The sequence below is a fragment of the Lysobacter solisilvae genome (genome assembly GCF_016613535.2).
GTDB classification, from domain to species: Bacteria; Pseudomonadota; Gammaproteobacteria; order Xanthomonadales; family Xanthomonadaceae; genus Agrilutibacter; species Agrilutibacter solisilvae.
Genome location: NZ_CP071518.1, coordinates 1,102,188 through 1,128,127 on the forward strand (window position 1 = coordinate 1,102,188; position 25,940 = coordinate 1,128,127).

Annotated in this window: 18 protein-coding genes and 3 pseudogenes; 9 read left to right on the forward strand and 12 right to left on the reverse strand. The window is 70.9% G+C overall.

The window, feature by feature from the left end; genetic code table 11:
• Positions 1-68 precede the first annotated feature (68 nt).
• Entirely contained in the window at positions 69-1,079 is a 1,011-nt protein-coding gene (locus I8J32_RS04890; protein ID WP_200614744.1) for a pyridoxal-phosphate dependent enzyme, read from the reverse strand.
• Positions 1,080-1,205: 126 nt separating this feature from the next.
• Between I8J32_RS04890 and I8J32_RS04895 the strand changes: the two genes are divergently transcribed.
• Both I8J32_RS04895 and mnmG read left to right on the forward strand, forming a co-directional pair.
• On the forward strand, positions 1,206-1,832 hold the full coding sequence (locus tag I8J32_RS04895; protein ID WP_200614743.1) for a hypothetical protein: 627 nt from the start codon (positions 1,206-1,208) through the stop codon (positions 1,830-1,832).
• Between the two features lie 739 nt (positions 1,833-2,571).
• Entirely contained in the window at positions 2,572-4,479 is a 1,908-nt protein-coding gene (mnmG, locus tag I8J32_RS04900; protein WP_200614742.1) for a tRNA uridine-5-carboxymethylaminomethyl(34) synthesis enzyme MnmG, read from the forward strand.
• Here the strand turns inward: mnmG and I8J32_RS04905 are convergent.
• On the reverse strand, positions 4,462-4,818 hold the full coding sequence (locus tag I8J32_RS04905; RefSeq protein WP_200614741.1) for a putative signal transducing protein: 357 nt from the start codon (positions 4,816-4,818) through the stop codon (positions 4,462-4,464). The two genes, mnmG and I8J32_RS04905, sit on opposite strands and share 18 nt — an antisense overlap.
• 16 nt (positions 4,819-4,834) lie before the next feature.
• Between I8J32_RS04905 and I8J32_RS04910 the strand changes: the two genes are divergently transcribed.
• On the forward strand, positions 4,835-6,145 hold the full coding sequence (locus I8J32_RS04910) for a sialidase family protein (protein WP_200614740.1): 1,311 nt from the start codon (positions 4,835-4,837) through the stop codon (positions 6,143-6,145).
• Between the two features lie 213 nt (positions 6,146-6,358).
• Positions 6,359-8,023: a trypsin-like serine peptidase gene (locus I8J32_RS04915; protein ID WP_200614739.1), complete on the forward strand. Its 1,665-nt coding sequence runs from the start codon at positions 6,359-6,361 to the stop codon at positions 8,021-8,023.
• 124 nt (positions 8,024-8,147) lie between these two features.
• Here the strand turns inward: I8J32_RS04915 and I8J32_RS04920 are convergent, their stop codons facing one another.
• The 5 genes and pseudogenes from I8J32_RS04920 to glyQ all read right to left on the reverse strand — a co-directional run bounded on the left by I8J32_RS04920 (position 8,148) and on the right by glyQ (position 17,341).
• Positions 8,148-12,089 carry a translocation/assembly module TamB domain-containing protein gene (locus tag I8J32_RS04920; RefSeq protein ID WP_407061011.1) on the reverse strand — a complete coding sequence of 1,314 codons (3,942 nt, stop codon included), beginning with the start codon at positions 12,087-12,089 and terminating at the stop codon, positions 8,148-8,150.
• A 28-nt stretch (positions 12,090-12,117) separates the two neighbouring features.
• A pseudogene (locus tag I8J32_RS04925) lies at positions 12,118-13,623 on the reverse strand (autotransporter assembly complex protein TamA); the annotation flags it as partial.
• Between the two features lie 120 nt (positions 13,624-13,743).
• Positions 13,744-14,025: pseudogene (locus I8J32_RS18040) on the reverse strand (POTRA domain-containing protein); the annotation flags it as partial.
• 254 nt (positions 14,026-14,279) lie between these two features.
• Positions 14,280-16,388 carry a glycine--tRNA ligase subunit beta gene (gene glyS / locus I8J32_RS04930; protein WP_200614735.1) on the reverse strand — a complete coding sequence of 703 codons (2,109 nt, stop codon included), beginning with the start codon at positions 16,386-16,388 and terminating at the stop codon, positions 14,280-14,282.
• On the reverse strand, positions 16,385-17,341 hold the full coding sequence (glyQ, locus tag I8J32_RS04935; RefSeq protein ID WP_200614734.1) for a glycine--tRNA ligase subunit alpha: 957 nt from the start codon (positions 17,339-17,341) through the stop codon (positions 16,385-16,387). Before glyQ ends, glyS begins: the two co-directional genes overlap by 4 nt.
• Positions 17,342-17,548: 207 nt before the next feature.
• Here glyQ and I8J32_RS04940 point away from each other — a divergent pair, with 207 nt between their 5' ends.
• Positions 17,549-18,223: a glutamine amidotransferase gene (locus I8J32_RS04940; RefSeq protein ID WP_245156485.1), complete on the forward strand. Its 675-nt coding sequence runs from the start codon at positions 17,549-17,551 to the stop codon at positions 18,221-18,223.
• A 43-nt stretch (positions 18,224-18,266) separates the two neighbouring features.
• Complete coding sequence (locus tag I8J32_RS04945) at positions 18,267-19,211, forward strand: hypothetical protein (protein WP_200614732.1); 945 nt, start codon at positions 18,267-18,269, stop codon at positions 19,209-19,211.
• A gap of 19 nt (positions 19,212-19,230) precedes the next feature.
• Here the strand turns inward: I8J32_RS04945 and tatC are convergent, their stop codons facing one another.
• The 4 genes from tatC to I8J32_RS04965 all read right to left on the reverse strand — a co-directional run bounded on the left by tatC (position 19,231) and on the right by I8J32_RS04965 (position 21,836).
• On the reverse strand, positions 19,231-19,974 hold the full coding sequence (gene tatC, locus I8J32_RS04950) for a twin-arginine translocase subunit TatC (RefSeq protein WP_200614731.1): 744 nt from the start codon (positions 19,972-19,974) through the stop codon (positions 19,231-19,233).
• The gene (gene tatB / locus I8J32_RS04955; RefSeq protein WP_200614729.1) at positions 19,967-20,404 is read right to left on the reverse strand and encodes a Sec-independent protein translocase protein TatB; all 438 of its coding nucleotides are present in this window, start codon (positions 20,402-20,404) and stop codon (positions 19,967-19,969) included. Before tatB ends, tatC begins: the two co-directional genes overlap by 8 nt.
• Before the next feature lie 148 nt (positions 20,405-20,552).
• Positions 20,553-20,792 (reverse strand): Sec-independent protein translocase subunit TatA, encoded by a 240-nt coding sequence (gene tatA / locus I8J32_RS04960; protein WP_200614727.1) that lies wholly within the window; start codon positions 20,790-20,792, stop codon positions 20,553-20,555.
• A gap of 144 nt (positions 20,793-20,936) precedes the next feature.
• Positions 20,937-21,836 (reverse strand): lipid-binding SYLF domain-containing protein, encoded by a 900-nt coding sequence (locus I8J32_RS04965; protein WP_200614726.1) that lies wholly within the window; start codon positions 21,834-21,836, stop codon positions 20,937-20,939.
• A 463-nt stretch (positions 21,837-22,299) separates the two neighbouring features.
• Here I8J32_RS04965 and hemH point away from each other — a divergent pair, with 463 nt between their 5' ends.
• The 3 genes from hemH to I8J32_RS17545 all read left to right on the forward strand — a co-directional run bounded on the left by hemH (position 22,300) and on the right by I8J32_RS17545 (position 25,212).
• Positions 22,300-23,319, forward strand: a complete 1,020-nt coding sequence (hemH, locus tag I8J32_RS04970; RefSeq protein WP_200614724.1) for a ferrochelatase — start codon at positions 22,300-22,302, stop codon at positions 23,317-23,319.
• Between the two features lie 2 nt (positions 23,320-23,321).
• Positions 23,322-24,179, forward strand: coding sequence for an alpha/beta fold hydrolase (locus I8J32_RS04975; protein ID WP_200615101.1), 858 nt, complete (start codon positions 23,322-23,324; stop codon positions 24,177-24,179).
• A 76-nt stretch (positions 24,180-24,255) separates the two neighbouring features.
• Entirely contained in the window at positions 24,256-25,212 is a 957-nt protein-coding gene (locus I8J32_RS17545) for a right-handed parallel beta-helix repeat-containing protein (protein ID WP_245156421.1), read from the forward strand.
• Here the strand turns inward: I8J32_RS17545 and I8J32_RS04980 are convergent.
• Positions 25,152-25,937: pseudogene (locus I8J32_RS04980) on the reverse strand (M48 family metallopeptidase); the annotation flags it as partial. The gene I8J32_RS17545 and the pseudogene I8J32_RS04980 overlap by 61 nt on opposite strands.
• Positions 25,938-25,940: the final 3 nt, after the last annotated feature.

Genomic DNA, 25,940 nt, shown 5'->3' on the forward strand with positions numbered 1-25,940 from the left:
GGGCTCATCGGGTCGGCGCAGTCAGCTCATCCGGACGCCGCCACCCGACGAATGGCGCGGACGACGGTTCAGCGCGCGCGGGCGAGCAGGTCGCCGATTGCATCCAGGTCGACGTTGCCGCCCGACAGCACGACGCCCACCCGCTGCCCGGCGAAGCGTTCGCGGTGTCCCAGTACCACCGCCAGCGCAACGGCCGAAGACGGTTCGACCAGCTGCTTGGTCCGCTCCCAGATCAGCCGCATCGCGCGTGCCGTCGCACCGTCGTCTGCGAGCAGCACTTCGACGCCGTGGCGCTGGAACAGGGCGAAGTTCGGCGCGCCGATCAGCCCGCGCAGGCCGTCGCAGACCGTGTCGGGCACGAGGGAAGGCACGCGCTCGCCGCGCGCCAGCGATGCGTGCGCGTCGGCGGCGCCGGTCGGCTCGGCGCCGAAGATCCGGATCGAGGGCGTGGTGGCCCGGGCCGCGATCGCCGTACCCGACAGCAGCCCGCCGCCGCCCACCGGAGTGACGATGGCGTCCAGCGCATGGCCGTTGGCATTGAGCAGTTCCAGCGCCGCGGTGCCCTGGCCGGCGATCACGCGCGCATCGGTGTAGGGGTGGACGAGTTCGGCGCCGGTGTCGGCCTGCACCTGCGCGCACATCGCCTCGCGCGCGGCCAGCGTGGGGGCGCAACGGTGAAGCACCGCGCCGTAGGCCTCGATCGCCGCCAGCTTGGCCGCCACCGCCTGTTCGGGCACGACGACATGGCAGGCGATGCCGCGCGTGCGTGCGGCCAGTGCGAGAGCCGCACCGTGGTTGCCGGAGGAATGCGTCACCACGCCGCGCGCGGCCTGCGCCGGCGTGAGCGACCACACGGCATTGCACGCGCCACGGAACTTGAAGGCCCCCGCCCGCTGCAGGTGTTCGGCCTTGAAGAACAGTTCGCAGCCGGCCAGGGCGTCGATCGCCCTGGAACGCAGGACCGGCGTATGGTGGGCATGGGGCGCGATGCGGGCGGCGGCGGCCAGCACGTCGTCGAAGTCAGGTAGCGCGTCGGCGTCGGCGGTGTGCCCCGGGCGCAGGGAAGGCGAAGTCGTCATCGGGCGATGCTACCGCCTGCGGCAACGACTGAACGAGTTAGCGGTCGCGTGGCCCGGTCGTGAAAATTAAGCGCGAGTTCAATCCGGCAGGCAGATGCTTCCGGTGATTCCCTAGGGGGTTCGGCCATGATCCGCAAACTACTTCTGCCGGCGCTCCTCACGGGCCTGCTCGCGGGCTGCGTCACCGGTTACAACTACCGCCAGGAGCATGGCGGCGACTACTACTACGGCGAGCCGGGCGTCGACTACCGCTATTACGACTACGGATACGGCGGGTACGGCGCCTTCGGCTACGGCTATGGTTACGGGAATTACGGCTGGCCGTACTACGGCTACCCGTACTACTCCTGGTACGGCCCGGGCTGGGGGTACGGCTTCCACGACCCGTGGCCCTACTACTACTACTCCGGCCACCAGCCCCGGCCTGAGCCGCGCTCGCTCAACGAGCCCGGTGGCGGCAAGCCGTCGTGGCAGGACATCCAGAACCGCCGCGCCCAGTCCGGCGGCCCTCCGCCGGAAGGCATGATGATGCGGCGCGTGATCGAGAAGCCGCGTATCCAGCCGGGTGCCGGCGGCCTGCCGCGGTCCGACGAAGACGGCTCGCCACGCGTGATGGAGAAGCCGCGGGTCCAGCCGCGCCAATCCGAGCCGCGGGTTGAATCGCCTCGTCCACAGCCACGGATGATGCCCAGCCTGCCGCCCATGCCCCGCACGCAGCCGGCGCGGCGCATGGGACGCGGCAGCGAGCAGTAATTGCGGGCGTCCGGGGTTCTCGCGCGCCCGCGTCCGCGGGCAGCTGACGGTGTGCAGGCCGGGCGCCATGGCGCCTGGTCCGGCGGCTCCGGCGCTCACCTGGAATCTGCGACCGCCCCATACATCAGCGCCCGATCGGGCCGTGAAGTCGGGCGCGGGCTGCGTCACATTTCGCATTCCTGCGGGGTTGCGCTGCGGGGCATCTGCCGGCAAGCTGCAGTCACCTGACCGGTTGCGTCGCATTGCGACGTTGCAGGTTAAGTCGCAGGCAGCAAGTGACGATGTCGACGTCCGACGCGGAATCCACGGATCCCCCCTGTTCCGTCCCCGTCGGACGTCGGCTCCCTGCCACTACCCAACTCTCCAGGTCCCGTGGCCGATTCCGGCCATTTTTTTTGCGCGGAATTTACCGCTCATCACCGACGGCCGGTCGCGTGCCCAGACAATTTGTGCGAGTCGTCACAAATCGGGTCTCCGGACATAAAAAAGGGGTCGAATGTCCCCCGACATTCGACCCCTGGCTTCCCCCGCGAGCGCTTGGCCAGCCCCTGTTCCAAATCTAGCCGACGTCTAGCGCCTGCCCCGCTGGGTGCATGGGTATGTCGCAGGAAGCGTGCCAAGTTGCGCCACAGCGGCCGGTTTCCCACCGCCAAGTGCCTGATTCAAAAGTAAATCGTTCATGGAAGCCTTCCGGTAGAATCGTGCTCCCGTTCGAACCCCGAAGCTTTTCCGGCTGCCTGTGTCCCAGTCCTTCTACCAGTACGACGTCATCGTGGTCGGCGGCGGCCATGCCGGCACCGAGGCCGCGCTGGCCAGCGCCCGCGCCGGCGCCCGCACGCTGCTGCTGACGCACTCGGTGGAGACGGTGGGCGCGATGAGCTGCAACCCGGCCATCGGCGGCATCGGCAAGGGCCACCTGGTCAAGGAGATCGACGCGCTGGGAGGCGTCATGGGCCGGGCGGCGGACGCCGCCGGCATCCAGTGGCGCCGCCTCAACGCCAGCAAGGGGCCCGCCGTGCGCGCCACGCGCTGCCAGGCCGACCGGGCGCTGTATCGGACTTTCATCCGCCATGCGGTGGAAAGCCAGCCTGGCCTGACCGTCTTCCAGTCCGCCGTGGACGACATCGTGTTCGCCAACGGCGCCGTCAGCGGCGTGCTCACGCAGACCGGACTGACCTTCCACGCGCCGGCGGTGGTGCTGACCGCAGGGACGTTCCTCGCCGGCAAGGTCCACATCGGCCAGACCACCTATGCCGCCGGTCGCGCCGGCGATCCGCCCGCGGTGGCGCTGGCGCAGCGCCTGCGCGAAGGCCCGTTCGTGGTCGACCGGCTCAAGACCGGTACGCCGCCGCGCATCGATGGCCGCACGCTCGATTACGGCGTCATGGAGGAGCAGCCCGGCGACGATCCGCGGCCGGTGATGTCCTTCATCGGTTCGCGCGCCGACCATCCGCGCCAGGTGTCCTGCTGGATCACGCACACCAGCGAGCGCACGCACGAGATCATCCGCGGCGCGCTGGACCGCTCGCCGCTGTACACCGGCCAGATCGAAGGCATCGGCCCGCGCTACTGCCCGTCGATCGAGGACAAGGTGGTGCGCTTCGCCGAAAAGGCCAGCCACCAGATCTTCGTCGAGCCCGAAGGGCTGACCGTCGCCGAGATCTATCCCAACGGCATTTCCACCTCGCTGCCCTTCGACGTGCAGCTGGAGCTGGTCCGCAGCATCCGCGGCTTCGAGCAGGCGCACATCACGCGCGCCGGCTACGCGATCGAATACGACTTCTTCGATCCGCGCGGCCTCAAGGCGACGCTGGAAACCAAGTCGATCGCCGGGCTGTTCTTCGCCGGCCAGATCAACGGCACCACCGGCTACGAGGAAGCCGCCGCGCAGGGCCTGCTCGCCGGCGTCAACGCCGCGCGGTTCGTGCACCAGCGCGAAGGCTGGTGCCCGCGCCGCGACGAGGCCTACCTGGGCGTGCTGGTGGATGACCTGATCACCCACGGCACCAGCGAGCCGTACCGGATGTTCACCTCGCGCGCCGAATATCGCCTGCAGCTGCGCGAGGACAACGCCGACCTGCGCCTGACCCCGACGGGTCGCGAACTGGGCCTGGTCGACGACGCGCGCTGGCGGGTGTTCGACACCAAGCGCGAGGCTGTCGCGCGGGAGAACACCCGCCTGGGGGCGATCTGGGCCGCGCCCAACAACGCCCTCGGCCGCGAGATCGCCGACACCCTGGGCATCGAGATCACCCGTGAAACCAGTGCCCTGGACCTGCTCAGGCGCCCGCAGCTGGACTACGCCCAGCTCACGCGGGTGCCCCTGCTGGGACCGGCGGTGGCCGATGCGGAGGTGGCCGAGCAGGTCGAGATCGGCGTGAAGTATTCGGGTTACCTGGATCGCCAGCGCGACGAGATCGCCCGCCAGGCCCGGCACGAGGCCACGGCGATTCCCGAGGCCTTCGACTACGCCGGCGTGCGCGGCCTGTCGGCCGAGGTGCAGCAGAAGCTGCAGCGCGTGCGCCCCGAAACGATCGGCCAGGCCCAGCGGATCCCGGGCATGACACCGGCGGCGATCTCGCTGCTGCTGGTGCACCTGGCGCGTGGAAACGGTCGCGCCGGCGCCAACTCACTCGCCGCGGGCTGAGCCCCGCGAGAACGGCACCGGCAGCGACAGCAGGAACAGCAACGCATAGGCCAGCCGGCTGGACAGCGATTCCCGGCAGGCCGGGATGCGGCCGCCGCCGCCCGCCTCGTCCTCCAACGCGAACTCGCCTGCGTCGATCCCGCGCACGATCTGCCGCGCCGCGTCGAACTGCGTGGCGGCCACGCGGACTCTCACTCCGCCCAGGGCTTGCCGCAGGTCCCAGTAGGCCAGCGCGGTATGCTCGTCGTCGACTCTTGCGACGATGCCCTCGGCCTCCAGGCGACCATGCACGAGGCGGGCGAGGAGCGGGTCGGTGTAGGCAGCGACGGTCAGGTACATGCGGACTCGGAGAGCAATGACGATGTCGAAACAGGCGGTATGGGCGTGCCTGCTTGCACTGGTGTGGCTGCCGGCCTGCACGCCATCGCGTGCACCCGCAACGCAGTCTGCGGCCGAGGCTACGGGCCACCCCGCGGCGTGGCAAGCACGCGTCGAAGCCTGGTCCCTGCCGGTCACCGCCGCCGCCGCCGCACAGCCGGACCTGGTGCGCGCGCCCGACGGCAGCCTGCTGTTGTCGTGGATCGAACCGCGCGAAGGCGGCCACGTCCTGCGCCTGGCGCGCCATGCCGATGGCCGCTGGGGCGAGCCGCGCACGGTCGCGCAGGGCGCCGACTGGTTCGTCAACTGGGCCGATACGCCGCACGTGGCCGCCACGGCGGACGGCGCGCTGTGGGCGCACTGGCTGCGCAAGTCGGCGCAATCCACGTATGCCTATGACGTCGTGTTGTCGCGCTCCGGCGATGGCGGCGCGACCTGGTCGGCGCCGCAGGCGGTCAACGCCGACGCGCGTCCGGCCGAGCACGGTTTCGTCTCCCTGTGGCCGCACACCCGCGACAGCCTCGGCGTGGCCTGGCTCGACGGCCGTGAAACCGCGGCAGGGCAGGCGCATGCCGGACACGGCGGACATGAGGGCGGCAGCGGTGCCATGACCCTGCGCGCCGCCGTGTTCGACGCCCGGCTGCAGCGTCGCGACGAAGCGCGCCTGGACGCGTCCACCTGCGATTGCTGCCAGACCGATGTCGCGATGACCGCGCGCGGCCCGCTCATCGTCTTCCGCGATCGCACCGAGAACGAAATCCGCGACATCGCGACGTCGCGCTGGGACCAGGCCGGCTGGACAGCGCCCACCCGGGTGCACGCCGACAACTGGATCATGCCGGCCTGTCCGGTCAACGGCCCGGCCGTCGCCGCACGCGCGTCGACCGTCGTCACGGCCTGGTACACCGCCGCCGGCGACATGCCGACCCTGAAGCTGGCGCGCTCTGACGACGCAGGCGATCGCTTCGGCGCGCCGGTCACTGTCGACCGCGGCGAAGCCGTGCAGGGCCGGGTCGCCGTGGCCCTCGTGGACGAAGACATCTGGGTGCTGTGGCTGCGCGAGGATGCGAAGGGTCAGTCGCTGCAGCTGGCACGCTATGCCGGCGACCTGTCGCGCGAACTGCAACGCCTGGAAGTGGCGCGCCTGCAGGGCCGCGGTCGCGTCACGGGCCTCGCGCAACTGGCGGTGCAGGGCGAGCGGGCCCACGTGGTCTGGACGGATGTCGTCGACGGCCACACGCAGCTGCGCAGCGCGCGGATCATGACCGCCGCCGATCGCCCGGACTGAGCCGCCAGGTCGATCGCCTGCGGCAGGCGCAGTCCGGTAGCGACGACGCACGGGCGGGCCTTCCCGCGCGTGGCTACCCATCCGTCAGGCGGATCCCGCCGCGACTGGATCTCACATTTCCCTAACGCGGTTGCCGGCGTCAATGGCCGGCCGGCGGCCCGCCGTCGGCGCACCGGAAGTCTCGTCGCTGCACCACTCAACGGAGGAGTCATCATGAAGCGACTGCGTCTTGCCACCGCTCTACTCGCACTGGCCATCGCGCCCGCACTGGCCGCATCCGCCGCCCGTCCCGCCGCCTTCGATCATCCCCGCCTCAGCCCCCTGGACCGCATCGCCGTACGCACACTGCCCGCGGTGGACGTCGTGCGCCTGCGCGCCGACGACGTGCGCCGGGCCGCGCGCGACCTGGCACCGCGTTACGCGCAACCCATCGCGGTCGACCTCACGCCGCTCAACGCGGGCCAGTGGGAGGACCTGGACGCCGACACCGTCGTCTGGCGAGTGCGCGTGGAATCACCGGGCGCGCTGTCGCTCAACTTCGGTTTCAGCCAATACCTGATGCCGGCGGGCGGTCGCATGCTGATCTATCCGGCGGCGGTCACGGCCGCCACCGCCACGCCGGGCACCGTGCGGCAGTTCACCGCCGCCGACAACGAAGCGCACGGGCAGTTGTGGACGCCCGTGGTGACCGGCGAGGAAGCGGTGATCGAAGTCGTGCTGCCGCGCGCGCAGCGCGACCAGCTCCAGCTGCGCCTGGGCCAGGTGGGTCACGACTATGTCGGCTTCCACCGCATGGCCCGCCAGCTGCGCGACGTCAGCGCCCAGGGCACGTCGGGCAGCTGCAACGTGGATGTGGTCTGCGCCGAAGGCGATGCCCACCGCGAGCAGATCCGCGCGGTGGCGGTGATCTCCACCGGCGGCAGCCTGTTCTGCACCGGCAGCCTGGTCAACAACGCCGCCGGCGATGGCAAGCTGCTGTTCCTCACGGCCAACCACTGCGGCATCGCCAGCAGCAACGCCGCCTCGCTGGTGACGTACTGGAACTACCAGAACTCCACCTGCCGCGTCGTGGGCAGCTCGCAGAATGGACAGGATGGCGACGGCACGTTGAACCAGTTCCTCACCGGTTCGTTCTTCCGCGCCGGCAATGCCGCTTCGGACTTCACCCTGGTCGAACTCGACGACCCGGCCCCGTCGGCCTTCGGCCTGTACCTGGCCGGATGGGATCGCCGCAGCGGCGATTTCGCCAGCGCAACCGGCATCCATCATCCCAACGTCGCCGAAAAGCGCATCAGTCATTCATTCACCGCGACGACCACGACCAGCTACAACAACCCGTCCGTGCCCGGCAACGGCAGCCACATCCACGTGTTCTGGACGCCGGGCATCGGCGTGACCGAACCGGGTTCGTCGGGCTCGCCGCTGTATTCGCCGGAGAAGCGGGTGATCGGTCAACTGCACGGCGGGCCGTCCTCGTGCTCGGCCAGCGACAAGAGCGACTACTACGGACGCCTGTCCGTGTCCTGGCAGGGGGGCGGGACCAGCGCCACTCGCCTGAGCAACTGGCTTGATCCCGGCAACAGCGGCGCGCAGTTCATCGACGGCCGCGAAGCCAGCGGTGGCGGTGGCGGCACGCCGCCAACCACGCTCGCTGCGACCAGCAGCCGCAATCGCAACACCCTCACCGTCAACCTGACCTGGACCAATGGCACCGGCACCAACGTCGACGTGCATCGCGGCGCAAGCGTGGTGGCGACCACGGCCAACGATGGCAGCTTCAGTGAAGCCGTGCGCGTCAAGAAGTCGGGCAGCTTTACCTACAAGGTATGCAACGCCGGCACCGCCGAATGCTCCAACTCGGTGACGGTGAACTACTGATCCGTGCCCCACGCCCGGCCCCGTGCGGAGAGCGGGGCCGGGCGAATGGATGGCTGCACCGCGCACACCCGTGCCGGGCGCGTGGCGTGAACGCCCCGCGTCCGTCCCCACTCCTGCAGGCCTGCTACTTCTCCTTGCGCCAGTTCACCGACGCCCGGTTCTCCACCGTGCTCGACTCGATCTCGATGTCGAAACCCTTGCGCAGCAGGTACTTCAGCGTCAGCACCTGGCCGGTGCCCAGCAGTGACACCCCGTAGCCCACGTACAGGCGCGGCGAGAGGAACTTGCCGATGCCCAGCACGCTGCCGCCCAGCGCGCGGCTTTCCATGACGCCGGCCTCGTCCAGTCCGATGCGGGCCCCCAGCTGTGAGGCGAGCAGGCTGCCGCCGGCCGACAGCGCGGCGCTGGCCGCATTGAGCTGGCGGCTCTCGTCGCCGCTGATGCTCGACAGCGGTCGGCCCAGGGCCAGCAGGGCCAGCGCTTCGGACTGCGAACTTTCCGGATTCGACCACACGCGCGCCTGCGGCGCCGACGCACGGCCGCGCACGTCGACGCCGGCGGTGACATCGCCGACCTCGCGTTCGGCACGGATGTTGAGGATGGGATCGGCGACCGGGCCGTTGGACCAGACCAGTTCGCCGCGGGTGATCTCCAGCTTCTGGCCGTAGGCGCGATAGCGGCCCTCCACGTCGAGCTGCCCGGCTGCGGTCATCTCGCGTCCGGGCCGCGCACGCACGCGCAGGCGGCCGCTCAGCATGCCGTCAAGGCCGAAGCCGGACAGCGCCACCGCGTCGCCCAGGGCGAGGGTGAGGTCCATGTCCAGCGGCGTGCTCGCCGTGTACTCGGGATCGGCCGGGTCGAGCACCACCACGTCCGGCGAGGTCGAGACGCCTTCGTCCAGGCGCTCCAGGTCGATGCGCGCCTCGGGCACGGTGACGGTGCCGGTGATCTGGAACGGCTGGCCGGCGGTGTAGCGCAACTGCACGTCGGGATTGGCGACCGCGTGCAGGTCGCGCGTGTCGGACACCAGGACGTCCTGGCCGCGCAGCGCGAGCACCAGCGGTGTGTCGGTGCCGCGCCAGCCCAGTGAGCCATCGACCGCCAGCGTGCCCTCGCCCGAGCGCAGGCTGCCGGTGATGCGGGCGCTGCCGTCGGGCTGGGCGACCATCCGCAGGTCCCCCTGTTGGACGGTGATGGCCAGCGCCGGAAGCTCGGTGGTGAACTCGCTCAGGTGGGCGTTGCCCCCCAGCATGGGCTGGGCGCGCGTGCCGCCGAGGCGGATGTCGCCGGAAAGTTTCCCGCGCGGCTCGACGATGTCCGGCGAGAACAACTCCAGCCAGGTGATTTCGTCGGTATTCAGTGCGATTTCGCCGGACAGCGGCGCGTAGGCATCCCAGCCGGTGCTGATGCGCGCGTCGATGCGACCGTCGTCGTTGAGCGTGGACGACAGCTGCGCGCTCAGGCGCTGCGGGTCGAATGTCGCCGTGAGTTCCAGGTTGCCGTAGCGGACGAACTCGCTGCGCGAACGCTCGCTGTTGCGGATGCCGCCGCCGGCGCTGGTCAGGCGCGCCTGGCCACGCCACGCGTTCCCGGCCGGCCGCAGCTGGCCTTCGACGTCGACCTGCCCGCGCAGCAGCCACGGGCGGCTATCGTTGCGTTCCGGCAGATAGGGCAGCAGCAGCGTCAGCGGCAGGCCCTGACCACGCACGTCCAGCCCGCGGCGCGGCCAGTCGGCGTTCGCGCACAGCGTCCCGCCGCCGTCCGAGGCCAGACAGGCCTGGGAAAGCGCGCCATTGCGGCCGTCCCAACGGAACCGGCTGGCCTGCTGCAGCTGCCAGGTTGCGCCGCGTGCGGGTTGCAGGCGCAGCGACGCGAGCGTGCCTTCCCAGGTGGCGCCGCGGCGGTGCGCATCGCCGGCCAGCGCCAGCGTGCCGATGTCGCCGCGCGCGGTGGCTTCCAACCGCAGATCCTCGACGGCGCCGCGAGCCTGCACGTCCAGCGTGTCCACCGGCGTGCCAAGGTCCAGGCCGGTCGCGGCCACGCGCAGCGCGCCATCGCCCTGACGCCAGGGCAGACGGCCCTGGGCGTGCAGCGTTTCGGCGCGCCATGCGCCATAGCGCAGGCCGCTGCCATCCAGGTCGGCGTCGATGTCCGGCGCGGTGCGCGCGCCGCTGAGCTTGAGTTGACCGCGCAGCGTGCCCGCGCCCTGCGGAAGCAGGTCGCCCAGTTGCAGCGGCAGGAAGCGCGCGTCGATGTCGAGGGTGTCTGCGATCGTGCCCTTGGCCTCGACGTGGCTGGCCCCCAGGGTCATCGCGACGTCGCCCTCGTAGCGCGCCACCGCCTGCGCCTTCGCGGCAGGCGCGCCGAGCATGCGCAGCCTGGCCCGGGCCTGCAGCGGCCGGCCGCGCAGCTGGCCGTCGATGCGCGGCGCGTCGACGGCCAGGTCCAGTCCACCATCGGCACGCGTGCGGCCCTGCGAGGCCAGCGTGCCGCGCAGCGCGCCGTTCCAGTCGGGCGCGAAATAACCCGGGTCGAAGCCGGCCAGCGTGGCGGTGAGATCCCAGCCCAGCGCGGGTGCCCAGCGTATCTCGCCGCGGCCGTCGAGCGTGCCGGCCGGCATCGCCACGTGCAGGTCGCGCAGGTCCATGTGCTCGAGGTCGCCGCGGCCGTCGAGGGTGAGCCTGGCCTGCTCGGTATCGCGGGTGATCGTCGCGCGACCGATCGCCGCCCAGGCCCGCACGGTGCCCGCTACGCCCAGATCGGCGTCCGCCGTCACCTGGGGTGTGCCGGTGGCCGCCTGCGACGGCGAGGACGGCGTGGTGGCGGCGCCGCCCCAAGTCAGCCCGCGCGCATTGACCGCAAAGTGCATCGTGGCCTGGTCCGGATCGGCGAAGGCCGCGCGCTTGTCGGCCGGCGTGAAGTCGGCGCGGCCGCGTGCGGTGAGGGTGCCGCCGAGCAGGCGCAGCGCCAGCGGCCGGGCTTCGAGCACCTGGTTTTCAAGCCGCAGCTTCGAGGGCAGCACGGACACCACCAGGTCGCCCCGTGCGACTTCGCCCTGCAGCGACGCCACGCCGCCCACGCCTTGCGCGCGTACCCGGCCCGACCACGGCGTCGGGCCGGGTTTGCCGCGCAAGAGCAGGTCGAGGTCGAGCGCCGACGTGTCGGCGTTCAAGGTCCAGCGCGGTCGCTCGCCGCCGGCCAGTGCGATGTCCGCGCGCAGCGGGGCCGGCACGCGTCCGCCCAGGGCCACGCGCAGGGACGCCAGGTCGCCGCGCGCGACCAGGCCCAGCCGCGGCTGCGTGTGGCCCGCAGGCGCCGGCAGTACCGCGGTCGCGACCAGATCCATGCGGAAGTCGTCGCGCGGCGCGTAGTCGCCATGCAGCGCGAACACGCCGCGGTCGGTGACCGCGCCCAGGTGTTCGACGTGGAGCAGGCCGGCCTGCGCGTCGATGCCGCCGCGCAGCGTGGTGATGTTGATCACCGGCACCCGCTCCGAGGTGATGCGCAGGCCATCGACGCGCACGTCATCGGCCTGCAGGGCCAGCGGCGGCCGGATGTCGGGCAGCGATTCGGGCCACCGGGGCAGTTCGAACGGCTCGTCGCTTTCAGGCACCTCCAGCGTCGCGCCGGCCACTTCCAGCCCATCCAGTCGCAGGCGCCGTCCCAGCAGCGGCCGCAATGCTGGATCCAGCATCACGCGCCGTGCGGAGAACACCAGCAGGCGCGGATGCGCCGGGTCACGACGGCCGTCCTTGTCCGTCATTTCGTATGTGAATCGCACGCCATGCAGCACCAGGGGGCCCGACGCCGGACCTTCGGCGCGCGTCCAGGTGAGCCGTGCGGTGGCCGGCAGCCGCTGCTGGATCTGCGACAGCAGCAGTTCGCGGCCGCCAATGCTGGTGAGCAGCCAGTACAGGAACACCGAGCCCAGTACCAGCACCGCCGCCAGACCGATGCCGCTGCGCACGGCGAGCCAGCGCATGCGCGCGCGGCGGCGGGCGCGCAGCTGCGCGATGCGGGCTTCGTGGACGTCGGCGGGCGTGGACGGCACGGTGGGCATGGTCAGTACGCTTCCATCGACGGTGTGCGGGCGCTCACAGGTCGGCGCCGATGTTGAGGTAGATCTGGAATGCCGAGTCCGGATCGTCCAGGCCGTGCGCGATGTCCAGGCGCAGCGGGCCTACCGGCGAACGCCATCGCAGGCCCACGCCCACGCCGGTGCGCCAGTCCACGGCGTCGTCAAACGCGCTGCCACCGTCGACGAATGCGGCCGCGCCCCATTCGCCCTTGCCGAAATACTGCTCGTACTCGACGCTGCCGGTGACCACGTTGCGCGCACCGACCGGGAACTCGTCGCCCTCCTCGCCGATGCGCGGGCCCACTTCGCGCCATGCGTAGCCGCGGATGCTGCGATCGCCGCCGGCGTGGAAGCGCAGGCTGGGCGGCATCGTGGCGATCTCGTCGTCGACGAACGTGTGGCCGACCTCGCCGCGGGTGATCAGGCGGCTCTTGTCTCCCAGGCCGCGGTACCAGCGCGCGGTGACGTGCACCTGGGCGAAGCTGACGTCCGAACCGGCGCCCTCCACGCCGCCGCGCAACATCGCGGTGCCGCCCAGCGCGTCGCGCGGGTACAGGCGATCGTCGGCGTCGACGTACTCGGCGCGCAGCGAGGGATACAGGAAGGTGCCGTACTGGTACTGCGTGGGCGTGGCCGGATCGTCGTCCTCCTCGGCTTCGTAGGCCCAGCGCTCGCGCAGGCCATGCACGGAGGCCACCACCGTCCACTGGTCGTTGATCTCGCCGCTCCGGCTGGCGATCAGCTCGATGCGGCGCGTGTCGATGTAGTCGGTCTGCTCGTCGGCGAACTGCGCGGTGGCGGTGTACCAGCCGTCGGCCCAGGCGAAGGCCGGGATGCGGTACTGCATGGTGAAAGTCTTGCGCCGCTGTGCCCAGTCCAGCTGGGCCAGCGCCTTGTGGCCGCGGTCGTTGAGGTAGCGCCGCTCCATGCCCAGCCGCACGCCGGCGCCGCTGTCGGTCCCGTAACTCAGGCCGGCGGTGTAGATGGTGCGCTTGGCCGGGGTCAGGGTGACGGTGACCGGCACGCGTCCGTCCTGGGCCTCGTCGGGATGCGGTTCGATGTCGATGCCGGCGAAATAATCCAGCCGGGCGAGCGAATCGCGCAGGCGGTCTAGCTTGCCCTGGTGGTAATAGCTGCCTTCTTCCCAGTACACCTGCCGCGTCAGCAGGCTTTCGCGCAGGATGCGCGGGTTCTGCACGAACGTGGTCGGGCCCATGTCGTAACGCTCGCCACTGGTCCAGGCCAGGTGGATGTCGGCGGCGTTGTCGGCGCGTGTCACCTCGACGCGGCGGGCGGCGAAGTCGGCGTCGAAGTAGCCGCGCTCGGCCAGCCGGCGAGTGATGCGGGCCTTGCTCGCCTCGTAGAGCTCATGGTCGAACACCTCGCCCTCGCGCGGGACGAAATCCTCCAGGTCCTGGAGCAGGTACTTGTCCTCGCCGCCTTCGCCGTCGATGGCCAGGTCCGACTGCCGCACCGTCACCGGCGTGCCGAGGTCGACGGTGATCGTCACCAGGACCGGCGAGGTGTTGGCGCGCCGCTCCGTGGCCTGCGTCGGGTCTTCCGGTGCCAGCGGCGCCAGTGGTGCCGGCGTGGGTGTTCCCGGCGCGGCGGCGGGCGTGGCGGCATTGACCACCGTGGTGACGCCGTCGCGGGTGCGCTCGATGGTGATGCGGGGGGAGTAGTACCCGAAGGGCTCCAGCGCCTCGCGCGTCTCGTTCTCGGCCTCGCGCAGCAGGTAGGCCATGCGGCGGCCCGAGAGCTCCTTGCCGATCGCATCGACGATCGACAGCGAGACCTGCACGTTGGTCGTCATCGTCTCGTCGAGGCCGCGGATGTCCACGCGTTCGACCTTCGCCGCGTGCGCCGCGCCGGCCATCGAAAGCAACAGGGCGGCGGCGGACAGGCGCAGGGGGAATGCGGGCATCGGGGGAGGATACCGGCGTGGCGTTAACCCGGGATTAGGAAACCCGACATCGAGCGACGATGGGGCCGCGTCGTCGGCAGGGATTTCGGCGCACCTGCCACCTGCCCCGCATGCGGGGGGAGGGTGTAGCCGGGCGTGACCATCGCGCTGCCCAGGACGACCCGGGCATGTCGTCCACGCCGGCGGCCTTCGTGCAGACCTGCGGCGCGGGATAGCGGCCGGGACGCGTCCCGGCCACCGCCGGCGCAACCGGCCTACAGTGACAGATGCTCGATCGCCGCCACGCTACCCAGGCGGTCGCTGAGCCGCTTGAGCAGGGCCAGGCGGTTGTCGCGCACGGCCGCATCGTCCACGTTGACCATCACGCCATCAAAGAACGCATCGACCTGCGGCCGCAGCGCGGCCAGGCGCGCCAGCACGGCCACGTAGTCGCGGCGGGCGAGCAGCGGATCGGTGTCGGCGACGGCGGCGTCCACGGCCTGGCCCAGCGCACGCTCGGCGTCCTCACTGAAGCGGGCCGGGTCGATCGCGGTGGGCAGCGCGCCCTCGACCTTGCGCAGGATGTTGCGGATGCGCTTGTTGGCGGCGGCCAGCGCGGGCGCCTCGGGCAGCTTGGCGAACTCGCCGATCGCCTTGAGGCGATGGTCGAAGTCGAGCAGCGACGCCGGCCGCAGCTCGGCCACCGCGGTGAACTGCTGCGGCGGGACGTCCGCGTAATAGCCGCGCAGCCGGTCGAGGACAAACTCGCGCAGTTCGCCGACATCGGCGGCCGCGCCCACGCCCTTGTCGTTCTTCACTTCACCCACGCCGTCGCGCGCCTGCGCCAGCAGTGCGTCCAGGTCCAAGTCCAGCCCGCTCTCCACGATCGTGCGCGCCAGGCCCAGCGCGTTGCGGCGCAGCGCGAACGCATCCTTGTTGCCGGTCGGCTTCAGGCCCGCGGCAAACCCGCCGGCCAGGGTGTCCAGCCGCTCGGCGATGGCCAGCACGCGACCCAGCGCGGAGGGAGCGATCGCGTCGCCGGCGAAACGAGGCATGTACGCCTCGTCGATGGCGGCGGCCACCCCGGTGCGCGCGTCGTACGCCAGACCCTGCAGCGCGTCGTCGGCCATCGCGTAATAGCGGCCGGCGATACCCTGCAACTCGGGGAACTCGTTGACCAGTCGCGACTGCAGGTCGTTCTTGCCCAGCATCGCGGCCTGGTGGGCCAGGGCGGGATCCACGCCTGCCTGCGGCGCGATCGCCTGCGCCAGCTTGGCCACGCGCGCGACCTTGTCAGCGACGGTGCCGAGCCTGGCCTGGTAAGTCACGCTGGCCAGGCCCGCGCCCATCGCGGCCAGGCCCTGCTTCATGTCCTCGACGAAGAAGAACTTGGCGTCGGCGAAGCGCGGGCGGATCACGCGCTCGTAGCCCTTGCGGACTTCGGCGGGATCCTTCGACTCGATGTTGGCGATGCCGACGAAACGCTCGGTGAGCCGGCCTTCGGCGGACAGCACCGGGAAGAACTTCTGGTTGTCCTGCATGGTGGCGATCAACGCCTCCTGCGGGACCGCCAGGAACTGCGGTTCGAAGCTGCACGCGATCGCCCGCGGCCATTCGGTGAGACCGTTGACCTCTTCCAGCACACCCGCGTCGATGTGGGCGCGGCCGTTGCCGGCCACGGCGGTCTCCACTTCGGCGGTGATCCGCGTCCGGCGCTCGTCCGGATCGACCAGCACGCACGCCGCGCGCAGCGCGTCGATGTAGGCGTCGGCGTCCTGGATCCACACCGGTTTGTCGTGCATGAAGCGATGGCCGCGGCTCATGCGGTCGGCCTTGACGCCCAGCAGCTGCACGTCGACGACATCCTTGCCCAGCAGCACGACCAGCCAGTGCACCGGTCGGGCGAACCCGTACTCGCGCGCGCCCCAGCGCATCGGCTTGGGAATGGGCATCGCGGCCACGGCCTCGGCCAGCACCTCGCCCAGCAGCGAGGCAGTGCCGGCGCCCGGCTTCACCGCGCGGTGGACGAAGCGCTCGCCCTTGCCATCGGTGGTCTTCTCCAGCGCCGTCCATTCCACGCCGGCCTTTTGCGCGAAACCCTGCAGGGCCCGGGTCGGCTCGCCGTTCGCGTCCAGTGCGATGTTGACGTAGGGCCCGAGCACTTCACTCGACTGCTCCGGCTGCATCGTCGCCACGCGCGGCAGCAGCACGCCCAGGCGCCGAGGCGTGTACAGCGGGCGGGCGCCATCGCGTTCGACCGCGATGCCGCGCTTGTCCAGTCCCGCCAGCACGCCGTCGAAGAAGGCCTGTGCCAGGCCCGACAGCGCCTTGACCGGCAATTCCTCGGTGCCCAGTTCGATCAGCAGCGGCTGCATGTTCATCATGCGGCCTCCGTCTGGCGCGCGGCCAGCAGCGGAAAGCCCAGCTTCTCGCGCTGCGCGTAGTAGGCCTGCGCCACGCCCTGGGCGATCTTGCGCACGCGCAGGATGTAGCGCTGGCGCTCGGTGACCGAGATCGCCCGGCGCGCGTCGAGCAGGTTGAAGCTGTGGCTGGCCTTGCAGACCTGGTCATAGGCGGGCAGCGGGAGGCCCAGTTCGATCAGGCGCGCGGCCTCGGCCTCGCAGGCGTCGAACCGGTGGAACAGTTCGGCCACGTCGGCGTGCTCGAAGTTGTAGGTGCTCTGCTCGACCTCGTTCTGGTGGTAGACCTCGCCGTAGGTCACCGGGCGGCCATCGGGGCCGTAGGTCCAGACCAGGTCGTAGACGTTGTCGCAGCTCTGCAGGTACATGCACAGGCGTTCCAGGCCATAGGTGATCTCGCCCAGTACCGGCTTGCACTCCAGGCCACCGGCCTGCTGGAAGTAGGTGAACTGGGTGACTTCCATGCCGTTGAGCCAGACCTCCCAGCCCAGGCCCCAGGCGCCGAGCGTCGGCGATTCCCAGTTGTCCTCGACCAGGCGCAGGTCGTGCACCAGCGGGTCCACTCCCAGTGCCTTGAGCGAGTCGAAGTACAGCTCGACGATGTTGTCGGGGCTGGGCTTCATCACGACCTGATACTGGTAATAACGCTGCAGGCGGTTGGGGTTCTCGCCGTAGCGGCCGTCGGTGGGCCGGCGGCAGGGCTGCACGTAGGCGGCGTTCCAGCCTTCCGGACCCAGCGCGCGCAGGAAGGTGGCGGGATGGAACGTGCCTGCGCCCACTTCCAGGTCCAGGGGCTGGATCAGCACGCAGCCCTGGTCGGCCCAATACGTGTTCAGGCGCTGGATCAGCTGCTGGAAGGTGATCGGGCGGGAGGGCGCGTCCTTGGACGAGCTCGGGATGAGCGGAGCTTGTGACATGGGTACGGGAAGGCCGCGTGGCAAAGCGCGGTAGTATAGCGGCGAGGCTCGCAGGAGCCGGGTTTTGCGGGCTTTTTCCGCGGTGCGCGGGGTGCCGCGCGCCCGTCGCCTGGCCGGCCGCCTGCCGTTCCGCTGTTGCCCGCCGCCTGGTCCATCGCCGTGACTTCACCCTTCCTCATCATCGAAACCGGTCAGCCGGTCGCATCCATGCGCCGTCACCGGGGTTTTCCGCACTGGATCCGCGTCGCCGCAGGCCTGCCGCGCGACGGCGCACTGGTGGTCAACGTGCAGGGCGGCGATGCGCTGCCGACGCGGGAAGGCTTCGCCGGGGCGATCGTCACCGGCTCGGGCGCCATGGTCACCGACCGCGCGGACTGGAGCGAGGCAAGCGGGGCATGGCTGCGCGAGGCCGCGCACGAGGGCCTGCCGCTGCTGGGAATCTGCTACGGGCACCAGCTCATCGCCGATGCACTGGGTGGCGAAGTCGGCTACCACCCGGACGGCCGGGAGATGGGCACGGTGACCCTGGAGCTGCACCCGCAGGCGAGCGAGGATCCGCTGTTCGCCGGCCTGCCGCCGACATTCCCCGCCCAGGCCACGCACCTGCAGACGGTGCTGCGCGCGCCGCCGGGCGCCACGGTCCTGGCGCGTTCCGTGCACGACGCCTGCCACGCGTTCCGCTGGGGCGACCGGGCCTGGGGTGTGCAGTTCCACCCCGAATTCAGCGCCACGCACATGCGTGGCTACGTGCGCGCCCGCGAAGACGCGCTTACCCGCGAAGGCCGTTGCCACAAGCAGCTGGCCCGCAGCGTCAGCGCGACACCGCATGCGCGGCGCGTGCTGCAGCGGTTCGTGCGCCATGCGCGCGGGCTGCGGCGCTGAGCCGCGCCGCGTTCCCCGTTTTCTTTCCCCCAGAGAAATGTCCATGAGCACCCGCGCCCACGGTCCGACGGCCGGCTTCCACTGGCTGCGCCGCGCGATCAATGTCGGCCGCCACAATTCCCGCGCGCTGTTCGCCGGCGCCGCGGTCCTGATGGCCGTCTGGCTGATGCCGACCGTGCTCCAGCTGGTGTTGATGGCGGCGTTCAAGCCTGGCGAGGACGTCACCATCGCCATCGGCGCCCTGATGACGCTGCTCTGGCTGGCGACGCTGGTGCCGCTGATGGGCGGCTACCTGCGCATGATCGACGCCGGCGAGCATGGCCAGCCGGCCCACGCCCGCGACATCTTCCAGTTGTTCCGCTCCGGCGCCGCGTGGGGGGCGTGCGTGAGGTTCGCCCTGCTGATGCTGCTGGTGCACCTGCTGGTCGGCTACGTGCTGGTCACCCTGTTTGGACAGGGCGTGATGGAGTGGTACCTGGACGCGGCCGAGAAGATCCAGCAGGCCCAGCAGGCGGGCGTCGCTGCCGGCGGGACGCCGCCGCAGCTTCCGGACGCACCGTCGGGTACCGCCGGATTGGTGGGCCTGGGCAGCCTGTGGCTGCTGCTGTTCGGCTGCGCCTTCGCGATCGGGCTCGGCCAAGTCGCCATCGGGGGTCGCGGCGTGCGCGAGGCGACCGTGGACGGTTTCGCGGGCACGGCCAGGAACCTGGCGCCGCTGCTGGTGATGGCCGTGCTCGGCGTGGGCGCGATGGCCGTGGTCGCCGTGGGCATGTTCCTGGTGCTGCTGGTGGTCGGCGGCGTGGCCGGCCTGCTGCATCCGACCCTTGGGCTGGCGGCGATCCTGCCGCTCTACGTGGCCTTCCTGACCGTGCTGTACGCGGTGGTGCTCAGCGTGATGTACCAGATCTGGCGCGATGTCGCCGGCCCCGCGCCCGTCGCCGGACCCTCGCCGCCCGACCAGCTGGAACCGCACCACCTGGAGGCCTGAGCCCGCCGGCCGGCGCGGCTCAGCCCGCGTCGGGACGGGGCGTGACCCAGCTGGCCGCCAGGATCCCGGCTTCGTAGAGGATGCACATCGGGATGGCCAGCATCAGCTGGGACACCACGTCCGGCGGGGTGATGATCGCCGCGACGATGAATATGCCCACCACGGCGTAACCGCGCGATTCGCGCAGCTGCCGGGGCGTCACCCAGCCCAGCAGGACCAGCACGACCAGTGCCACGGGCAGCTCGAAACTGGCGCCGAAGGCCAGGAAGATCACCAGCACGAAATCCAGGTACTTGCCGATGTCCGGCATCATCGCGACCACGTCCGGCGTGAACCGGGCGAGGAAGCCGAACACCGCGGGCAGCACCAGGAAGAATGCGAACGCGCAGCCGGCGTAGAACAGCGTCACCGCCGACACCAGCAGCGGTATCGCCAGGCGCTTCTCGCGCTGGTACAGCCCGGGCGCGACGAAGGCCCAGGCCTGGTACAGCAGCCAGGGCGCACTGATCACCAGCGCGCAGAAGAACGCCAGCTTGACCGGCACGAAGAATCCGCCGGCGGGATCATTCGCCACCAGCTGGCCGGTGACCGGAAGCTTGTCGAGCAGCGGCTGCGCCAGCAGGGCATAGAGCTTGGCGGCGAACGGCATCAGGGCGAGAAACACCAGCAGCAGTCCGGCCACGCCGCGCAGCAGGCGTGCGCGCAACTCGATCAGGTGGTCGATGAGGCGCGGTTCGGCGGTGTCGGGCACGGTGTCATGCATCGGGAGAACGCTCGCTGGCGCGCTGGGGCGGTGCGCCTTCGTGCCCTTCGGCCGGCGCCGGCAAATCTTCGCCGGGTACGGTGGTCTCGTGCAGTTCCTCGGCCCCGCTGGCTCCCGATGGCGCCGTCACGCCGATCGACCGCTGCAATTCGTCGCGCGCCTGCGCCACTTCGCGCTCGATCCGCGCGCCGTCCTGCACCAGGCTGTCGCGCGCGTCTTCCAGGTCGGTGCGTGCCTGCCGGAGGCTGCGCCGCAGTTCCTCGTCGGCGAGCTCGTTCTCCAGCTCCGACTTCACCGAATACCACTGCGCGCGGGCGCGGCGTACCCACAGCCCCGCGAACCGCGCGGCCTTCGGCAGTCGCTCGGGGCCCAGCACGACCAGGGCCACGAGGGCGATCATGAACAGTTCTGAGAAGCCGATGTCGAACATGCGGTCGTCAGGGACGCGGAGGGGGCCTTCGGGCCTGCGGCTGCGGGATTCCAGGGACGCTGAATGCCGGAGGCTGGAGATGCGCAGGGCGCGGCGGCGCCTTTGTCATCCGGCGCAGGCCGGTATCTGTCCCGGCGCCCCCGCGCGATCAGCGCGGAGTGCGATCGTTGTCGACGGACCGCTCGTCGCGCCGCTGCGCGTCCTCGCGTCGGGTCTCGTCAGGGAGCTGGCCGCGCGGCGCGTCCTTGTCGTCGTCCTGCATGCCCTTCTTGAAGCCTTTCACGGCCTCGCCCACGTCCTTGCCGATGTTGCCCAGGCGCTTGGTGCCGAACACGAGCACCACGATCACGAGCACGATCAGCCAGTGCCAAATACTAAAACCGCCCATGGGGATGCCCTGTGGATTGGGGCGTCAGGATACTCCAGCCGATGTGACTACCGGCGTGCGCGGGTTGGCAGACGGCGCTCGCGACCCGCCATCCGCCGGGTTGCACGCCCGGTCATCCGGCGACGACCGGCGCGACCTTGGGCCTCAGCGCGGAGTGGTGGCCGGGGCCGGCTCGGGCGGAAGCGGCTCGACGCGGGTGGCGTCGTCGGCCGGAATGTCCTGGAACGGGGCCGGCACCGGGTCGCTGGACGCCGCGCCCAGGGGCTGCGCCTGCGACGAGGCCGCTGCGGTGGCGACGGGCGCTGCGGCGGGAGCCAGCGTGGACGCACGGGTGGTGCGCGTGCCGCCGCGGCGGTCGTGGGCCAGCGCGGTGGCCTCCTCGAGCGCATCGCGGAAGCGGATGACAGCCTCGCCGGGCGGCTGCGCCGCGCGACCTTCAAAGATCATCCGCGGCGTCGTGCCCGCGCCGTAGGCCAGCTGGTTGGAAGCGTCATCGATCGACAGCACGGCGCCGTCCAGCGCGATCCCGGCGAACAGGCCGCGCGCGCGCGACCACGACCAGATCTCGGCCTTGAGCTGGCCATCGGTGGCGGTGGCGGCATTGCGACCCACCGGGCCGGCGGCCACCCCGGCATCCGCGCCCAAGGTGAGCTTGCCATTGACGATGGAATCGAGCCCGCGCTCGCCACGGAAGACCAGCACGATGTCGGACGACTGCACGCCCGCCTGCAGGCCGATGCTGCCACCGGTCAGCTTGACGAAACTGGGGCTGGACCAGCTGCCATCGGGGCTCTTCACCGACACCAGGCCGTGGCCGCGCCGACCGCCGAGCACGAGGCCGACCTTGAGCGAGTCCGGCACCACCACGATCGCGCGCGCTTCGTCGAACAGCTTGTCGGGAATGGCCGACTCGGGAATGGCCTGCACCTGCTCCAGTACGCGCACCGCGTTGAGCGCGCGCTCGTTCTGGTCGGGTGCGGCCGCCCGTGCATTGGACAGGCCGAGCGAGGCCAACAGGAGCAACAGGACGGGCAGGCGCGACATGGACGATCTCCGGCAGCGGGGGCTGCGGTGAGCGTAGTGGCTAAGCACTGAACCGTCATGAACGCGCGGCCGGGCCAGGCAGAGAAAAACACCAGCGCGATGCCCAATGCCGCCCCCGCGGCCGGGCCTGGCAGAGAAAAACACCAGCGTTATGCCCAATGCCGCCCCCGCGGCCGGGCCAGGCAGAGAAAAACACCAGCGCGATGCCCAATGCCGCCCCCGCGGCCGGGCCAGGCAGAGAAAAACACCAGCGCAATTCCCAATGCCGCCCCCGCGGCAGAGGAACCCCACGCCGCAGCGCGCTTTCACCTCGAATAACGCAGCCGGCCAGGCAGAGAAAAACACCAGCGCGATGCCAATGCCGCCCCCGCCCCCGCCCGATCCACTCCAGGCCGAGGACTGTTTATCACTGCAAACCCCCAACGCGGATGACCACGCCGCGCGCGGCTGTCATCCTATGCGCATGACGCAGCCCACCCCGTTGGCAGGCCCCGCGCCCGCGAAGCCCTCCTGCGCCATCGTCCTGGTCAACCTGGGCACGCCGCAGGCGCCGACCGCGCCGGCCGTACGCCGCTATCTGCGCGAATTCTTGTCCGACCGCCGGGTGGTCGACCTGCCACGCCTGCTGTGGTGGCCGTTGCTGAACCTGGTGATCCTGCCACTGCGCTGCACGCGGGTCGCCCGCAAGTACGCCGACGTGTGGATGCCCGACGGGTCGCCGCTGGCCGTGTTCACCCGCCGACTTGCACGGGCCGTGCAGGCGCAATGCCCCGAGCTGCGCGTCGCCGACGCGATGCGCTACGGCGAACCGGCGCTCGCGCGCGTGCTGCATGAGCTGCGCGCGCAGCACCTGGACCGGATCGTGGTCCTGCCGCTGTATCCGCAGTACTCGACCACCACCACCGCCTCGGTCCAGGACGTCGTGGCCCAGGTCACCGCGCAATGGGCCGCCGATTCCGCCGAGCCCGCACCGCAGGTCCGCACCATCGAGCAGTACGCGCAGGATGCGGACTGGGTCGAGGCGGTCGCCGCCTCGATCCGTGCGCACCGCGCGCAGCACGGCAATCCCGCGCACATGCTGTTCTCCTTCCATGGCCTGCCGCAGCGCCTGGCCGATGCGGGCGATCCCTATCCGCAGCAGTGCCAGGCCAGCGCGCGCGCGGTTGCCGCCCGACTGGGGCTGGCCGACGAGGCGTGGTCGCTGACCTACCAGTCGCGGTTCGGACGCGAGAAATGGCTGGAGCCGTCCACCGCGGGGACATTGGACGACCTGGCCCGGCGCGGCGTGCGCCGCGTGGACGTGGTGGCGCCCGGTTTCGCGGTCGATTGCCTGGAGACGCTGGAAGAAGTGGCGAAGGAACTGGCCGGCGATTTCCGCGTCCGTGGCGGCGACCTGCGTTACATCGCCTGTCTGAACGACAGCGCGGACCATGCCCGTGCGCTCGCTGCGATCGCGCGGCGCGAACTGCAGGCGATCGCGTGATCCTGCGCGAATTCGCCCTCGACACCGCTTTCGGCCGACTCACCGGCCTGCGCGGCGGCACCGCGGGCGCGCCGCGCGTGCTGGCACTGCACGGTTGGCTCGACAACGCGGCCAGCTTCGTACCGCTGGCCGCGCACCTGCCCGACATGGAGCTGGTGGCCCTGGATCTGCCCGGCCACGGCGCCAGCGCGCACCTGCCGTTGGGCGCCGATTACTCGCTGGCCGGCACCGTGCATGCCGTGCTCGACGTGGCCGACCTGCTCGGCTGGGATCGCTTCGCCCTGCTCGCGCACTCGATGGGCGCGGCGATCGGCAGCATCCTCAGTGCCGCGGCGCCCGAACGGGTATCGCGTTTCCTGGCCATCGAGGCGCTGGGTGCGCTGTCGGACACCGCCGATCACACCGCCGCGCGCCTGCGCGAATCCGTCGCCGCGCGCCGCGCCCTGGTGGGCAAGCGCCTGCGGGTGTTTCCCGACATCGCCACCGCGGCCCGCGCGCGCATGCAGGCCAACGGCCTGAGCGAACCGGTGGCGCGCCTGCTGGTGGAGCGCGGGCTGGTACCCGTGAATGAAGATGGCGGCCCGGCCGGTTTCAGCTGGAGCACCGATCCGCGCCTGACGATCACCACCGCCGTGCGGATGATCGAAGACCAGGTCAGCGACCTGCTGGCGCACATCGAGTGCCCGACCCGGGTGATCTACGCCGATCCACCGCCCCCGTATTTCCCCGAGGCTTTGCGCCGCTCTCGCGCCGCCCTGCTGCGGCGCGGCGAAGTGGTGGTCCTGCCGGGCTCGCACCACCTGCACATGGAGGATCCGGCAGCGGTGGCCGCCGCAATCGGTGACTTCCTGAACGGCTAGGCCATTCCTTCCCGCCGTCGGATCGATATGCTGGGGGCTCCGGCGCGGCTGCGACGCGCTGCTTCCTGGTGCCGCCATGAGACTTCGTGCCCTCGCGCTGCTTGCCCCGGTCCTCGCACTGGCGGTCACTTCCGCCCAGGCCGCGGAGAGCTACGACAACTGCACCGGTTTCATCGACAGCCTGCCCGTGTCGATCAACACCCAGGGCGTCTGGTGCCTGCGCCAGGACCTGTCCACCGCCGTGAGCTCGGGCGCGGCGATCCTGATTGCCACCAACAACGTCACGATCGACTGCAACGACTTCAAGATCGGCGGGCTGGGCGCCGGCACGGCCACGCAGACCGCCGGGATCCGGGCCGTGGCACGGCAGAACGCGGTGGTGCGCCGCTGCAACCTGCGCGGTTTCCTGCGCGGAGTGGAATTCACCGGCGCCGGCGGCGGCCATGTCGTCCACGACAACCGCTTCAACGGCATCACCGGCACCGGGCTGCACGTGGAGGGCGAAGGTTCGGTCGTGCAGCGCAACCTGCTGACCGACACCGGCGGCTCCACGTTCGATGGTTCCGCCGCGACAGCCATCTTCACCAGCGCGAACGTCGACGTCATCGCCAACACGATCAGCGGCGTGCTCCCGGCGGGCGGGGGCAGCGGCAATGGCATCGCCTACGGCATCCGCACCAGCGCCAACACCGGCGGCACGATCGCCGGTAACCGCATCCGCGGACTGGTGGCGGCGGGGTCCCGGGGCGGCCTTCGGCATCAGCAACACGGGCAGCGGCCGCCTGGTGCTGCGCGCCAACGACGTCGTGGGCGCCGCCACGGCGGGCAGCGTGGGCCTGGCCTGCGCCAATTCCCAGGGCGTCGCCCTGGAGAACGTCGTCAGCGGCTTCGCCACCGGGATCCAGGGCTGCTCGAACGACGGCAATGTCGTGAAGCCCTGACCGCGCGGCACCGTGGGCCGAGGGTCAGCGCGCCTTGGCCGATCAGGCCATGCAGCGTCGCTTTCAGGCGGCGTCCTTCCTGCCGGAAATAGTCGCGCTGCAGGCGCCAGTCGGGGCATCGCGCCTCCACCTCGCGCCAGAAGCGGCGGGAATGGTCGGCGTGGACCAGATGGCAGAGTTCGTGGACCAGCACGTATTCGAAGGCCGCCGGTTCGGCCAGCACCAGTGCCAGGTCGAGGCAGAGGCTGCCGTCGGGCGACAGCGAGCCCCATTGCGACGACATGACCCGCAGGCGCAGCCGCGAGGGCGCGCGCGGCAGCGTGGGAAGGTAGCGCGGCATCCAGCGACCGACGTCGGCGCGCGCCTGCGCTTCCAGGAAATCGCGGACCGCGCGCCGCAAAGCGGAGGGGCCAACCGCGGGCGGAACGACGACGTGGATGGCGTCATCGCGCATGGTCACGTGCAGCGCGCGGCCTTCGCCCCACACCAGCGGCATTTGGGCGCCGCGCAGGGGCACGGCGGCGGTGACGTGCGGTTGCAAGGCCGGCAGCGGGCTGCCATTGCTGGCCAACTGCGCCATCAGCCAGTCCCCGTGTTCCTGCACGAAGCGCTCGCCGGCACGCTCGCTCACGCGCAGCGGCAGGGTCAGGCGTGCGCCGCGCTCGCTCACCGACAGCTTCATCCGGCGCGCGCGCGGATCGCGCACGCGCAGCACTTCGACGGTCTGGCCGTTGTCCAGGGTGAGACTGATGCTGTCGCGCGCCACCGTGCGCACCGGCGCGCGCGGTGACCCTGCCAGGAAGCGGAGGGGATTCATGCA

Coding starts and splice junctions, on each gene's coding strand:
- I8J32_RS04890 (WP_200614744.1), bottom strand. CDS start 1,079: ATGACGACTTCGCCTTCCCTGCGCCCGGGGCACACCGCCGACGCCGAC.
- I8J32_RS04895 (WP_200614743.1), top strand. CDS start 1,206: ATGATCCGCAAACTACTTCTGCCGGCGCTCCTCACGGGCCTGCTCGCG.
- I8J32_RS04905 (WP_200614741.1), bottom strand. CDS start 4,818: ATGTACCTGACCGTCGCTGCCTACACCGACCCGCTCCTCGCCCGCCTC.
- I8J32_RS04910 (WP_200614740.1), top strand. CDS start 4,835: ATGACGATGTCGAAACAGGCGGTATGGGCGTGCCTGCTTGCACTGGTG.
- I8J32_RS04915 (WP_200614739.1), top strand. CDS start 6,359: ATGAAGCGACTGCGTCTTGCCACCGCTCTACTCGCACTGGCCATCGCG.
- glyS (WP_200614735.1), bottom strand. CDS start 16,388: ATGATGAACATGCAGCCGCTGCTGATCGAACTGGGCACCGAGGAATTG.
- glyQ (WP_200614734.1), bottom strand. CDS start 17,341: ATGTCACAAGCTCCGCTCATCCCGAGCTCGTCCAAGGACGCGCCCTCC.
- I8J32_RS04940 (WP_245156485.1), top strand. CDS start 17,549: ATGCGCCGTCACCGGGGTTTTCCGCACTGGATCCGCGTCGCCGCAGGC.
- I8J32_RS04945 (WP_200614732.1), top strand. CDS start 18,267: ATGAGCACCCGCGCCCACGGTCCGACGGCCGGCTTCCACTGGCTGCGC.
- tatC (WP_200614731.1), bottom strand. CDS start 19,974: ATGCATGACACCGTGCCCGACACCGCCGAACCGCGCCTCATCGACCAC.
- tatB (WP_200614729.1), bottom strand. CDS start 20,404: ATGTTCGACATCGGCTTCTCAGAACTGTTCATGATCGCCCTCGTGGCC.
- tatA (WP_200614727.1), bottom strand. CDS start 20,792: ATGGGCGGTTTTAGTATTTGGCACTGGCTGATCGTGCTCGTGATCGTG.
- I8J32_RS04965 (WP_200614726.1), bottom strand. CDS start 21,836: ATGTCGCGCCTGCCCGTCCTGTTGCTCCTGTTGGCCTCGCTCGGCCTG.
- hemH (WP_200614724.1), top strand. CDS start 22,300: ATGACGCAGCCCACCCCGTTGGCAGGCCCCGCGCCCGCGAAGCCCTCC.
- I8J32_RS17545 (WP_245156421.1), top strand. CDS start 24,256: ATGAGACTTCGTGCCCTCGCGCTGCTTGCCCCGGTCCTCGCACTGGCG.